The following is a 13018-nucleotide window of genomic DNA, read 5'->3' as shown; positions in this document are numbered from 1 at the left end:
TCGCGCGGCGGTGGCGCGTCCACCCTGACCTATGACCGCCGATCATGGAAGAACTCATCGGCCCGCGCCCGTTCACGCCTCCTCGTACAGAGCCTCGATGAGGTGTCCGTACTTCTCCCTGACCACCCTGCGGCGGAGTTTCAGCGTCGGGGTGAGTTCACCGGTCTCCGGGCTCCACTCCTGCGCGAGGAGCCGGTAGCGCTTGATCTGTTCCGTACGGTTGAGGCGGGCGTTGGCGGCCCGCACCGCCCGGGCGGTCTCCTCCAGGACCGCCGGGTGCGCGGCCAGTTCCGTGAGGGTGGCCGCCTCGATGCCCCGGGCGGCGGCCCAGGCGGGGGCCATCTCGGGGTCCAGGACGAGCAGGGCCACCAGGTAGGAGCGGCCGTCGCCGTGGACCAGGGCCTGGCCTATCAGCGGGTGCTCCTTGACGGTGTTCTCCACCAGTGCCGGGGCCACGTTCTTGCCGTTCGAGGTGATGATCAGCTCCTTCTTGCGGTCGGTCAGCCACAGGAAGCCGTTCTCGTCGAGCCGTCCGATGTCCCCCGTGGGGAACCAGCCCTCGGAGTCGGCGGCGCCCTCCACCGTGCCGTCGGGCCGCAGGTAGCCCTCGAAGACGGTCGCTCCGCGCGCGAGGACCTCCCCGTCCTCGGCGATCCTCAGCTCCAGCCCCTCGATCGGCCGGCCCACGGACCCCAGCCGGAAGCCGCCGGCGGTGTTGCGGTTGACGGTGCACACGCCGGAGGTCTCGGTCAGCCCCCAGGCGTCCATGATGGTGATGCCCCAGCCCGCCCAGAAGCGGACGACCTCGATCGGCATCGGCGCGGTGGCGCTGCCCGTCCACTGGAGCCGGTCCAGCCCCGCGAGCCGTAGCAGCGGGTCCAGCACCCCCTCCTTGGCCCGCGCGTACGACGCCTCCAGCGCGGGCGGTACCTCCTCGCCGCGTTCCCGGTGCCCGGCCCGGGCGCGGGCCAGCTCCCCGGCCGCCTCGACGGCCCGCCGCCGCTCCTCGGGCAGCCCCGCCAGCGCCGCCCGTAGGCCGGCGGCGAGCTTCTCCCATACCCGGGGCACGCCGAAGAACTGCACGGGCCGCAGCTCGCGCACCGCCGCGGCGACGGCGGCGGGGTCGGCGACCAGCCGGACGTGCGCGGCGCGCAGCAGCGGCAGGTAGATGCCGAGGATGCGCTCGGCGATATGGGCGAAGGGGAGGTAGCAGATGTGCTCGGCGTGCTCGGGCAGGTCCACGTGCCGGTCCAGGCGCACCGACTGGAGCAGGATGTTGCGGTGGCTGAGCCGGACCCCCTTGGGGTCGCCGGTGGTGCCGGAGGTGTAGACGACGGTCAGGGGGTCCTCGGCGCGGGCCTCCCGCCAGGCTTTCTCGAAGGCGTCGGGGCGGTGCAGGCGGGCGCCGTCGGCGTAGAGGGAGGCGTAGCCGGTGTGCGGGCCGGCTTCGGCGGTCTCCGCGACGACGAGCCGCTCCAGCGGGGTGGCGGGGTCGTCCAGCAGCGGGGCCCAGCGGTCGCGTTCGCGGGCTCCCTCGACCACGGCCAGCCGGGCCCGGCTGTGGCGGGCGATGTGGGCGATCTGCTCGGGCGCGGAGGTGCCGTAGACGGTGACGGGGACGGCGCCGAGGTGGACGAGGGCGAGGTCGCTGAGCCAGTGCTCGGGCCGGTTGCCCATCATCAGCAGGACGTGTTCGCCCCGGGTGACGCCCACGGCGGTGTATCCGGCGGCGAGGACGGCGACACGGTGGCGGGCCTCGCTCCAGGTGAGGGTCTGCCAGCCGTCCCCGGTGCGCCAGGAGAGGGCGGGCAGGTCCGGGTGCTCGGCGGCGTTGCGGGCGAGCAGGGACGGAAGGGTGAGGTCTTCGGGGCGTCCGGGCAGTCGCAGGTTCGTGGTCATGGGCAGCTCCTGGCCGTTTCACATCGTTGGTGCGACAGCAATACTGTTGAACCCAAGCCGTGCAGCAGAGAGCGAGGCGCAGACGATGGCCGACCGGGCGACCGAGCCGATGCCCACCGAGCCGATGCTCACGGTCGACGAGCTGGCGTCGAGGGCCGGAGTCACCGTCCGCACCGTACGGTTCTACAGCACGCGCGGCCTTTTGCCCCCTCCCGTGATCGGACCCCGGCGCGTGGGGCACTACGGCCCGGAGCACCTGTCGCGGCTGGCGCTGATCGAGGAGCTCCAGCACCAGGGGATGACCCTGTCGGCGATCCAGCGCTACCTGGACGCCCTCCCCGCCGACCTGAGCGCGCACGACCTGGCCATCCACCGGGCGCTGGTGGCGACCTGGTCACCGGACGCGGCGCTGGAGGTGTCGCGGGCGGAGCTGGAGAAGCGGGCCGGGCGGAGCCTGCCGGAGGAGGACCTGCGCCGGCTGGCGGCGATGAACGTACTGGCGGAGGCCGACGGCGGCTTCCGGGTGGACGTGGGGCTGCTGCGGCTGGGGGTCGCGCTGCTCGACGTACCGATCGCGCACGAGACGCTGCTGGTGGCGCGCGGGATCCTGCTGGAGCACGCGCGGACCGCGGCGCACGAGCTGACGGCGCTGTTCCGGGACGAGGTGTGGGGGCCGTTCACCGAGGGTGAGAGCGATCAGGAGCAGATCGAGTCGATGAAGGCCCTGTCGGCCCACATGCAGCCGATGGTGGTGCAGGCCCTGGTGACGGCGTTCCAGCGGTCGCTGAAGGAGGAGCTGCGGGCGGCGTTCGCCCCGGAACAGGGTTGAACGCCGCCCGCGGGGGCTCCGCTCGCGGGCTCGCACACCGCCCGCGATGAGCGGCCGGTCGTCGGCTAGTCGGCGTACGTCTCCCCGCGCTCGGCCTTCGCCACCAGGGAGGCGGGCGGGGTGAAGCGTTCGCCGTAGGTGGCGGCGAGTTCGCGGGCGCGGGCTACGAAGCCGGGCAGGCCGCCCTCGTAGCCGTTGATGTACTGGAGGACGCCACCGGTCCAGGCGGGGAAGCCGATGCCCATGATGGAGCCGATGTTGGCGTCGGCGACGGAGGTGAGCACGCCCTCGTCCAGGCAGCGGACGGTGTCCACGGCCTCGGCGAAGAGCATGCGCTCCTTCATGTCCTCGAAGGGGATCCGCGCCTCCGGCTTGGCGAAGTGCTCGCGCAGGCCGGGCCAGATCCGGGTCCGCCGGCCCGTCTCGTCGTACTCGTAGAAGCCCGCGCCGCCGCTGCGGCCAGGGCGGGCGAACTCGTCGACCATGCGGTCGATGACGGTGTCGGCCGGGTGCTCGGTCCACGTGCGGCCCTCGGTCTCGACGGCCTTGCGGGTCTCGTTGCGGATCTTGCGCGGGAGGGTGAGGGTGAGCTCGTCCATCAGGGAGAGCACCTTGGCCGGGTAGCCGGCCTGGGCGGCGGCCTGCTCGATGGAGGCGGGCTCGATGCCCTCGCCGACCATCGCGACGCCCTCGTTGATGAACTGGCCGATGACGCGCGAGGTGAAGAAGCCGCGGGAGTCGTTGACCACGATCGGGGTCTTGTTGATCTGGCGGACCAGGTCGAAGGCACGGGCGATGGCCTCGTCGCCGGTGCGCTCGCCCTTGATGATCTCCACCAGCGGCATCTTGTCGACGGGCGAGAAGAAGTGCAGGCCGATGAAGTCGGCGGGTCGGGCCACGCCTTCGGCGAGCCCGGTGATGGGCAGTGTGGAGGTGTTGGAGCACAACAGCGCGTCGGGGGCGACGAGCTCCTGGATCTCCTGGAACACCCTGTGCTTGAGGGCGGTGTCCTCGAAGACGGCCTCGATGACGGCGTCACAGCCCGCGAGGTCGGCCGCGTCGGCGGTGGGGGTGATCCGGGCGAGCAGCTCGGCGCGCTCGGCCTCGGTGGTGCGGCCCTTGGCGAGGGCCTTGTCGAGCAGCTTCTCCGAGTACGCCTTGCCCTTGGCGGCGGCTTCCGCGGTGACGTCCTTGAGGACCACCTCGATGCCCGCCCGGGCGCAGGAGTAGGCGATGCCGGCGCCCATCATCCCGGCGCCCAGGACGGCGACCTTGGTGACCTTGCGCGGTGCGATGCCCTGGGGGCGGCTGCGGCCGGCGTTGACGGCCTGGAGGTCGAAGAAGAACGCCTGGATCATGTTCTTCGCGGTCTGCCCGGTGACCAGCTCGGTGAAGTAGCGGGCCTCGATGGTCAGCGCGGTCTCGAAGTCCACCTGGGTGCCCTCGACGGCGCAGGCCAGGATGTTGCGCGGCGCCGGGTAGGGGGCGCCGTTCAGCTGCTTCTTGAGGTTGGCCGGGAAGGCCGGCAGGTTGGCGGCGAACTTGGGGTTCGACGGCGTGCCGCCCGGGATGCGGTAGCCGGGTACGTCCCAGGGCTGCTTCGACTCCGGGTTGGCGTCGATGAAGGCGCGCGCCTTGGCGAGCATCTCCTCGGGGGTGGCGGCCAGTTCGTGGACCAGGCCGTTGTCCAGGGCGCGCCGGGGGCTGTACTGGGTGCCCTGGAGGAGGACCTTCAGGAGGGCGTCGGCGATGCCCATCAGGCGGACGGTGCGGGTGACGCCGCCGCCGGCCGGGAGGAGGCCGAGGGTGACCTCGGGCAGGCCGATCCTGGAGCCGGGGGCGTCGAGGGCGACGCGGTGGTGGGAGGCGAGGCAGATCTCGTAACCACCGCCGAGGGCGGCGCCGTTGATGGCGGCGACGACGGGCTTGCCGAGGGTCTCGATGCGGCGCAACGAGCGCTTGATGTCGGTTCCGGTGTCGAAGGCCAGCCGCGCGTGCTCGGGGCGCAGCCCGATCATGTCCTTGAGGTCGCCGCCGGCGAAGAAGGTCTTCTTGGCGGAGGTGTAGATGATGCCGCGGATGGAGTCCTTCTCGGCCTCGGCGCGGTCGGCGACGGCCGCGATGGAGTCCTTGAACGCCTGGTTCATCGTGTTGGCGGACTGGTTCGGGTCGTCGAGGACCAGGGTGACGACGCCGGTCTCGTCCTGTTCCCAGCGGATCGTGGTGGACTCGCTCATGTTCGCTACTTCCGTGTCAGAGGTGGGATCAGGGTTCAGGACGGGTCAGACGCGTTCGACGATGGTGGCGACGCCCATGCCGCCGCCGACGCAGAGGGTGACGAGGCCGTAGCGCTTGTCCTGGCGCTCCAGCTCGTCCACGACGGTGCCCAGCAGCATGGCGCCGGTGGCGCCGAGCGGGTGGCCGAGGGCGATGGCGCCGCCGTTGACGTTGACCTTGTCGAGGGAGACGCCCATGTCCTTGACGAAGCGCAGGACGACGCCGGCGAACGCCTCGTTCATCTCGATGAGGTCGATGTCGTCGATGGTCAGGCCGGCCTTGGCGAGGGCCTTGCGGGTGGCGGGGGCGGGGCCGGTGAGCATGATGGTGGGCTCGGAGCCGGAGACGGCGGCCGAGACGATCCGGGCGCGCGGGCGCAGGCCGCCCCGTTCGCCGGCCTCGCGGGTGCCGATGGCGACGAGGGAGGCGCCGTCGACGATGCCGGAGGAGTTGCCGGCGTGGTGGACGTGGTCGATCTTCTCGATCCAGTGGTACTTCTGCAGGGCGACGGCGTCGAAGCCGCCGAGGTCGCCGATGTCGGCGAACGAGGGCTTGAGCTTGGCGAGGGTGTCGGCGGTGGTGCCGGGACGGACGAACTCCTCGTGGTCCAGGACGACCAGGCCGTTGCGGTCGGTGACGGGGACCACGGAGCCGGCGAAGCGGCCTTCCTTGATGGCCGTGGTGGCCCGCTCCTGGGACAGGGCGGCGTACTCGTCGACGTCGCGGCGGGTGAAGCCCTCGATGGTGGCGATGAGGTCGGCGCCGATGCCCTGGGGGACGAAGCCGGTGTCCCAGTTGGTCATGGGATCGGCGAACCAGGCGCCGCCGTCGGAGGCCATGGGGACGCGGGACATGGACTCGACGCCGCCGGCCAGGACCAGGTCCTCCCAGCCGGAACGCACCTTGGCGGCGGCGAGGTTGACGGCTTCGAGGCCGGAGGCACAGAAGCGGTTCTCCTGTACGCCGGCGACGGTGTCGGGCAGTCCGGCGGCGATGGCGGCGATACGGGCGATGTCGGAGCCCTGGTCGCCGACGGGGCCGACGACGCCGAGCACGATGTCGTCGATGGCGGCCGGGTCGAGGCCGGGGTTGCGCTCGCGCAGGGCGTGGATGAGGCCGACGACCAGGTCGATGGGCTTGGTGCCGTGCAGGGCGCCGTTGGCCTTGCCGCGGCCGCGCGGGGTGCGGATCGCGTCGTACACGTACGCTTCGGTGCTCACAGGTCTTGCCTTTCGGGGAGGTCCGGGGTGCGGCGGGGCTGCCGGGGAGGGGGCGGGCGGGTTCAGCCGAGGAGGGAGCGGCCGATGATCTCCTTCATGATTTCGGTCGTGCCTCCGTAGATCGTCTGGATACGCCCGTCGGTGAAGGCCCGCGCCACCGGGTACTCGCTCATGTAGCCGTAGCCGCCGTGCAGCTGGAGGCAGCGGTCGGCGACCCGCTTCTGGAGTTCGGTGGCCCACCACTTGGCCATGGAGGCGTGGACGTGGTCCAGTGCGCCGTCCGCGTGGTCGGTGATGCAGCGGTCGAGGAAGGTCCGGGTGACCGCGCATTCGGTGGCCATCTCGGCTATCTCGAAGCGGACGTGCTGGAGCTTGGCGAGCGGGCGGCCGAACGCCTCGCGCTCCTTGACGTACCGGGTGGTGATCTCCAGGAGGTGCTCGGCGGCGGTGATGGCCGCCATGGCGATGGCCAGCCGCTCCTGCGCCAGGTTGGTCATCAGGTGGACGAAGGCCCCGTCGAGCTCGCCGAGCAGGTTCTCCTTGGGGACGCGTACGTCGTGGAAGAAGAGTTCGGCGGTGTCCTGGGACTTCTGGCCGATCTTGTCGAGGTTGCGGCCGCGCTCGAAGCCGTCCATGCCGCGTTCGACCACGAGCAGCGACAGCCCGTGCGCGCCGCCCTCGGGGGTGGTCTTCGCGACGACGACCACCAGGTCGGCGAGGATGCCGTTGGAGATGAAGGTCTTGGAGCCGTTGAGCAGCCAGTGGTCGCCCCGGTCCTCGGCACTGGTGCGGATGCCCTGGAGGTCGGAGCCGGCGCCCGGCTCGGTCATCGCGATGGCGGTGATGGTCTCGCCCGAGCAGAAGCCGGGCAGCCAGCGGCGCTTCTGCTCCTCGGTGGCCAGGGAGGTCAGGTAGGGGCCGATGATGTCGTTGTGCAGGCCGATGGCCAGGCCGGGGACGCCGGCCCGGGTGAACTCCTCGGCGAGGACGGCCGCGTAACGGAAGTCCGGGTTGCCGCCGCCCCCGTACTCCTCGGGCACGGCGAGGCCGAGCAGGCCCTGCCGGCCGGCGGCGCGCCAGACGTCGCGGCTGACGATGCCGTCCTTCTCCCACTGCTCGTAGTGCGGCAGGACCTCCTTGGCGAGGAAGGTGCGGACGGTCTCACGGAACGCCTCGTGGTCGGCGTCGTAGATGCGGCGTTGCATGGGGCCCCCTGGAGCCAGCTCTTGACGGTTTCGGTCAGCCGGGCCGGTCCGGGGCCGACGGGCCTCACGTTCGGCACGGCGCGGGACGGTTCCCTCAGGCACCCTTCCCGGTCAGGCCCGGAACGTCCCAGTCCAGGGCCACGGACGCGGTGTCCGCCCCCGGCTGCGCCGGGCCGCTGTGGAGGGTGGCCGGGGTGGCGGAGAAGCGGGGTGCGGGGGCGGGCTGGGTGATCCCGCCGAAGTCGGTGAAGGTGGCGCGGGCGGCCAGGTGCGGGTGGTGCGGGGCCTCGCGCAGCGAGAGGACGGGGGCCACGCAGGCGTCGGTGCCCTCGAAGACCTCCGTCCATTCCGCGCGCGTACGGGCCCTGAAGCGGGCGGCGACGGCTTCGCGCAGCTCGCCCCAGCGGGCCGGGTCCTTGCGGGCGGGGGCCTCGTCGGCGATGCCGAGGAGCCGGACGAAGGTGTCGTAGAACTGCTGCTCCAGCGCGCCGACGGCCATGTACTGCCCGTCGGAGGTCTCGTAGGTGCCGTAGAAGGGGCAGCCGCCGTCGAGGAGGTTGGCCCCGCGCCGGTCCTGCCAGCCGCCGGCCGCGACCATCCCGTGGATCATGGCGGTGAGGTGGGCGGTGCCGTCGACGATCGCGGCGTCCACGACCTGGCCGGCGCCGCCGGGGGTGCGGGCGTGCTGGAGGGCGGCGAGCACGCCGATGACCAGGTAGAGCGAGCCGCCCGCGTAGTCCCCGACCAGGTTGGCGGGGACGGCCGGGGGTCCGGCCGGGTCACCGATCATGCCGAGGGCGCCGGTGACGGCGATGTACGCGATGTCGTGCCCGGCGGTGTGGGCGAGCGGGCCCCGCTGCCCCCAGCCGGTCATCCGGCCGTAGACCAGCTTCGGATTGCGGGCCAGGCACTCCTCGGGGCCGACGCCGAGCCGCTCGGCGACGCCGGGGCGGAAGCCCTCGATGAGCACATCGGCCCGCTCGGCGAGGTCCAGCACCCGGGCGGGGCCCTCGTCGGACTTCAGGTCGACCAGGACGGAGCGCTTGTTGCGGTTGGTGACGTCGTACGCCGGATCGATGGCGAGACCGCCGCCGCCGGGCCGGTCGACGCGCACCACGTCGGCCCCGAGGTCGGCGAGGAGCATCGCGGCGAACGGACCGGGCCCGATGCCCGCCAGCTCCACGACGCGCACCCCGGCCAGCGGGCCGGTCCCTGTCTTCGCCACTGTCATCCGGGCTCCCGGCGTCCCTGGTGCGTGTGTGACACAACTGATGTAACACCAGCGATGCTAGGAACGGACCCCTCTCAGCACAAGAGCAAGCGCTTAGCCGATTGGCTCGTTTCTCCCTGCCCTCCTCCCTGCCCTTGTCCACACCCTCTCTCCCCGCCCGTACGGACCGCCGGCTCCCACGCTAGCCTCAGCCACCCACATCAGCCGGGAGGAACGTTCCATGAACGAGCACGTCCACCACAGCCGTCCCGGACGGGACTTCGACCTCGTGCTCTTCGGAGCGACCGGCTTCGTCGGGGCGCTCACCGCCGAGTACCTGGCCCGCCACGCCCCGGCCGGCTGCCGCTGGGCCCTGGCCGGACGCGACCTCGGGAAGCTGGAGCGGCTGCGCGCCCGGCTGGCCGGGCTGGACCCCGCCTGCGCCGCGCTGCCGCTGCTGCGCGCCGACGCCTGCGACAGCCGGGCCGTACGGGAGGTGGCCGGGCGGACGCGGGTGCTGGCCACGACCGTCGGGCCGTACGTCTGGTACGGGGCGGAGCTGGTCGCGGCCTGCGCCGCGGCGGGCACCGATTACGTGGACCTCACCGGCGAGCCGGAGTTCGTCGACCGGATGTACGTCGCGCACGACGCGCGGGCCCGGGAGACGGGGGCGCGGCTGGTGCACGCGTGCGGGTTCGACTCGGTCCCGGCCGACCTCGGGGCGTACTTCACGGTGGGGCTGCTGCCGGCCGGGGTGCCGCTGCGGGTGGACGGATTCGTTCGCTCCTCGGCGCTGGCCTCCGGCGGCACCCTGGCCTCCGCCCTCACGGCCCTGGGCCGCGGTCCGCAGACCCTGGCCGCCGCCCGGCAGCGCCGGCTGTACCAGCCCCGGCTGCCCGGGCGCCGGGTGCGGGGCCCCGTCGGGGCGCCCCGGTTCAGCCGGGAGACCGGGACCTGGGCGCTGCCGCTGCCCACGCTGGACCCCCTCGTCGTGACCCGGTCGGCGGCCGCGCTGGAGCGCTACGGGCCGGACTTCCGCTACCGGCACTACGCCTCGGTGCGCCACCTGCCCGTCGCCGTGGGCGGGGCGGTGGCCGTGGGCGCGGCGGCGGCGCTGGCCCAGGTCCCGGCGGCGCGGCGGTGGCTGATGGCCCGCTGGGAGCCGGGCTCCGGCCCGGACGCGGAGCGGCGCGCCCGCAGCTGGTTCACCGTCCGCTTCGTCGGCGAGGGCGGCGGGCGGCGGGTGTTCACCGAGGTGTCGGGCGGGGACCCCGGTTACGGGGAGACGGCGAAGATGCTGGCCGAGTCCGCGCTGTGCCTGGCGTACGACGACCTTCCGGAGACCGCCGGGCAGCTCACCACGGCGGTGGCCATGGGCGCCGCCCTGCTGGCCCGCCTCCAGAAGTCCGGCATCCGCTTCCGGGTGGCGGCCCAGGACTAGCGTCGGCGGACGCGGAGCGCCAGGAGCGGGCAGAGCGCCGTCGCGGCGACGGCGAGGGCCGCGGGGAACCGGGCGTACGGGGTGCTCGCGACCGGGGCCTGGGCGGCGAGCAGGACCACGGCGGCCGCGGCGGCGGCCGCGAGCGCGGGCGTCGCCTGCGGGCGGCCTCGCGGGGCGGTCACACCGGCCGTCCAGGCGTCGGTGACGAGCAGGTAGGCGAGCAGCAGGGCCGCGACGCAGGCAGCGAGCCAGAGCGCTGGGCCGGTGGCCGCGGCGACCACCACGGCGGTGGCCGGGAGCACGGTCGTGCGGCGGCGGCCCATGACGGCGTACCAGCGCAGGGAGGTGTGGACGGGCCGCGCGTCGACCATCGGGGCGGCCCACCAGGCGGCCGCAGCCGCCCCGGCCACCAGCACCTGCACCGGCGCGGTCGCGTGCAGGACGGCCGGCGGATCGCAGGCGGCGACGGCCAGGGCCGTTCCCAGCAGCCGGTCGGTGACACGGGAGGTGAGCCGGGTGAGGATCAGGGCGGCCCGGCCGCCGGCGGGGTGCGCGGCGGGCGACGTGGTCATCGGGTTCCTCCGCGGACGCGGGTCCGCAGCAGCGGCGCGAGGGCGAGGTCGAGGCTCTCGCCGGGCCGGTGGGTGACGACCGGGATCCCGTGTTCGACGAGCCCGAAGCGCATGGCCTCGCGGTCGGCGCGCCACAGCCGCAGGGCGAGGGAGCCCTCGGTGTCGCCGGGATCCACGACCGGGTCGCCGGTGGGGATCTCGACCACGACCACCGGGTTGGCCCGGCCGCGCACCTGGTGCAGGACGTCGAAGATCCGATGGTCCGTCAGCGAGGTGATGACGTACACCAGGGCGTGGCCGGGCAGGGCGGGCGGAGGCAGCGGTGCGAGCCCCTCCGAGCGGTGGGCGAGGTCCTTGCGGACCTCCAGCACGCTCTCGGTGATGCGGTGGAAGTAGCCCTGGCCGCTGCCCGGCCGGAGCCAGCGGGTCGTCCCGCCGACCGACACGACGCCGACCCGGTCGTGGGTGCGCAGGTAGGCGCGGACCACGCCGGCGGCGGCCCGGAAGGTCTCGTCGAGCGAGGACGCGCCGGTGACCGGGTCGGCCACGTCGGTGAGCGCGTCCAGCAGCACCACCGTGTCGGCGGCGGACTCCGCGGCGAACTGGTGGACCTGCACCGTGCCCCGGCGGGTGGTGGCCGGCCAGTGGATCCGGCGTTGCCGTTCGCCGCGCGCGTACGGGTGCACGCCGGTGACCTCGACGCCCTCGCCGCGCTGCGCCGCCGTGTGCTCGCCGAGGCGGTGCGGCAGCCGGACCGGGACGGGGGTGAGGCCGGCGTGTCCGGGCACCGGGAAGACGGCGGCCTCGCCGAGTTCCGCCCGTACGGTGCGACGGGCGACACCGCCCCGGTCGTAGACGTCGACGTCCACCGTGCCGAGGGTCCAGCGGCCCCAGCGCTGGACCGTCAGCAGGAGCTCGACGTGGTTCGGGCCGACCGCGAGGTGGTCGAGCCGCACCCCGTGGCCCAGGGTGACCCAGGGGTCCAGGCGGCCGGGGCCCGCGTCGTACGCCACCGCGATCCGTACCCGCACCTGCTCGCCCGCGAAGCACCGCCGCGGCTCGGCCGTGGCCTCGGCCGTCACCTCGCCGGGGCCCGTCCCGTCCGGCAGGGCGAGGACGAGGAACACCAGGGGGACGGCGGCGAGGGCGAGCGCCCACGGCCGCCCGGTGACCAGCGCGGCGGCCAGGGCGGCCACGGCCACCGTGCCCAGGCGCAGGGCGCGTTCGCCGGGGCGCCGGCCGGTCGGGGGCGGCGGCGGGGGTTCGGCGGTGCCGTCCTGGCGGCCGTCCAGGGCCCGCCGGACGGCGGCCGCCGCGCTACGGGCGGGCTCCGGCCGCGTCACGGTGCGACCGGGGTGCGCGGCAGGGTCCGGGGGGCGGCCACCGACCGGGTGATCTCCTGGAGGACGTCGTCGGCGTCGATCTGCCGGACCCACAGTTCCGGCTTGAGGGTGACGCGGTGGGCGAGGGCCGGCACCGCCACGGATTTGACGTCCTCCGGGGTCACGTAGTCCCGCAGTTCCAGTACGGCGCGGGCGCGGGCGAGCTGCACCAGGGCCAGGCCGCCGCGCGGGGAGGCTCCGACCTGGACGTGCGGGTGGGCGCGGGTGGCGCCGACGAGGGCGACGGCGTAATCGAGCAGGTCGTCGTCCACCTCGACGCGCTCCACCGCGGCCCGCATCGCCAGGACCTCGTCCGGCCCGCTGAGCGTGCGCAGTACGGCCTCGGGCGCCGCCCGGTCGACGCGTGCGCGCAGCATCGCGGCCTCCTGGGAGGCCGGGAGGTAGCCCATGCGCACCCGGAGCAGGAACCGGTCGAGCTGGGCCTCGGGCAGGCTGTAGGTGCCCTCGTACTCGATGGGGTTGGCGGTGGCGATCACCACGAAGGGGTCCGGCAGGGGCCGGGTGCTGCCGTCGACGGAGACCTGGGACTCGGCCATGGCCTCCAGCAGGGCGGCCTGGGTCTTGGGCGGGGTGCGGTTGATCTCGTCGGCGAGCAGCAGGTGGGTGAAGACCGGGCCGGGCCGGAAGACCATGTCGCCGGTCCGCTGGTCGTAGAAGGGGGCGCCGGTGACATCGGAGGGCAGCAGGTCGGGGGTGAACTGGACGCGGGAGAAGTCCAGTCCGAGGGTGGTGGCGAAGGAACGGGCGAGCAGCGTCTTGCCGAGGCCGGGCAGGTCCTCGATGAGGACGTGGCCCCCGGCGAGGACGCCGAGCATGACGAGCGCCAGCGGTTCGGCCGTGCCGATCACGGCGGTGCGGATCTCGTCCAGCACGGCGGCGGCCCGCTCGCCCGCCTGTCGCGGCGTCAGGACGGGCGGCTGTGCCGGGGGGTGGGGGCTGGTCACGGACGGGTCCTCACGTGG

The 13018-nt window shown here is 73.7% G+C and carries 10 protein-coding genes; 2 read left to right on the top strand and 8 right to left on the bottom strand.

Annotated features, from left to right (window positions below):
- Positions 1-72: 72 nt before the first annotated feature.
- Positions 73-1899 carry an AMP-dependent synthetase/ligase gene (locus ABZ716_RS22455; RefSeq protein WP_358961125.1) on the bottom strand — a complete coding sequence of 609 codons (1827 nt, stop codon included), beginning with the start codon at positions 1897-1899 and terminating at the stop codon, positions 73-75.
- A gap of 85 nt (positions 1900-1984) precedes the next feature.
- Between ABZ716_RS22455 and ABZ716_RS22450 the strand changes: the two genes are divergently transcribed.
- Positions 1985-2728 carry a MerR family transcriptional regulator gene (locus ABZ716_RS22450; RefSeq protein WP_358813961.1) on the top strand — a complete coding sequence of 248 codons (744 nt, stop codon included), beginning with the start codon at positions 1985-1987 and terminating at the stop codon, positions 2726-2728.
- Between the two features lie 65 nt (positions 2729-2793).
- Here ABZ716_RS22450 and ABZ716_RS22445 read toward each other — a convergent pair whose 3' ends face one another.
- From ABZ716_RS22445 to ABZ716_RS22430, 4 genes are all read right to left on the bottom strand, one after another.
- Positions 2794-4965 (bottom strand): 3-hydroxyacyl-CoA dehydrogenase NAD-binding domain-containing protein, encoded by a 2172-nt coding sequence (locus tag ABZ716_RS22445; protein WP_358961122.1) that lies wholly within the window; start codon positions 4963-4965, stop codon positions 2794-2796.
- 45 nt (positions 4966-5010) lie between these two features.
- Complete coding sequence (locus tag ABZ716_RS22440; RefSeq protein ID WP_358813959.1) at positions 5011-6225, bottom strand: acetyl-CoA C-acetyltransferase; 1215 nt, start codon at positions 6223-6225, stop codon at positions 5011-5013.
- 62 nt (positions 6226-6287) lie between these two features.
- Positions 6288-7430 carry an acyl-CoA dehydrogenase family protein gene (locus ABZ716_RS22435; RefSeq protein ID WP_358961120.1) on the bottom strand — a complete coding sequence of 381 codons (1143 nt, stop codon included), beginning with the start codon at positions 7428-7430 and terminating at the stop codon, positions 6288-6290.
- A gap of 94 nt (positions 7431-7524) precedes the next feature.
- Positions 7525-8661 (bottom strand): CaiB/BaiF CoA-transferase family protein, encoded by a 1137-nt coding sequence (locus ABZ716_RS22430; RefSeq protein ID WP_358961118.1) that lies wholly within the window; start codon positions 8659-8661, stop codon positions 7525-7527.
- Positions 8662-8881: 220 nt separating this feature from the next.
- On the opposite strand from ABZ716_RS22430, the gene ABZ716_RS22425 reads away from it, so the two are divergent.
- Positions 8882-10081 carry a saccharopine dehydrogenase NADP-binding domain-containing protein gene (locus tag ABZ716_RS22425; protein ID WP_358961116.1) on the top strand — a complete coding sequence of 400 codons (1200 nt, stop codon included), beginning with the start codon at positions 8882-8884 and terminating at the stop codon, positions 10079-10081.
- Here ABZ716_RS22425 and ABZ716_RS22420 read toward each other — a convergent pair.
- The 3 genes from ABZ716_RS22420 to ABZ716_RS22410 are packed head-to-tail and all read right to left on the bottom strand — an operon-like array spanning position 10078 to position 13000.
- Positions 10078-10653: a hypothetical protein gene (locus ABZ716_RS22420; protein WP_358961113.1), complete on the bottom strand. Its 576-nt coding sequence runs from the start codon at positions 10651-10653 to the stop codon at positions 10078-10080. The genes ABZ716_RS22425 and ABZ716_RS22420 overlap by 4 nt on opposite strands.
- On the bottom strand, positions 10650-11996 hold the full coding sequence (locus ABZ716_RS22415) for a DUF58 domain-containing protein (protein ID WP_358961110.1): 1347 nt from the start codon (positions 11994-11996) through the stop codon (positions 10650-10652). Before ABZ716_RS22415 ends, ABZ716_RS22420 begins: the two co-directional genes overlap by 4 nt.
- Positions 11993-13000, bottom strand: coding sequence for a MoxR family ATPase (locus tag ABZ716_RS22410; RefSeq protein ID WP_358813953.1), 1008 nt, complete (start codon positions 12998-13000; stop codon positions 11993-11995). Before ABZ716_RS22410 ends, ABZ716_RS22415 begins: the two co-directional genes overlap by 4 nt.
- Between the last annotated feature and the right edge of the window lie 18 nt (positions 13001-13018).

This window comes from Streptomyces sp. NPDC006687 (assembly GCF_040636215.1).
GTDB lineage: Bacteria > Actinomycetota > Actinomycetes > Streptomycetales > Streptomycetaceae > Streptomyces.
Note: the sequence above shows the minus strand (reverse complement) of the source record. Positions and strands in the feature narration are given on the sequence as shown.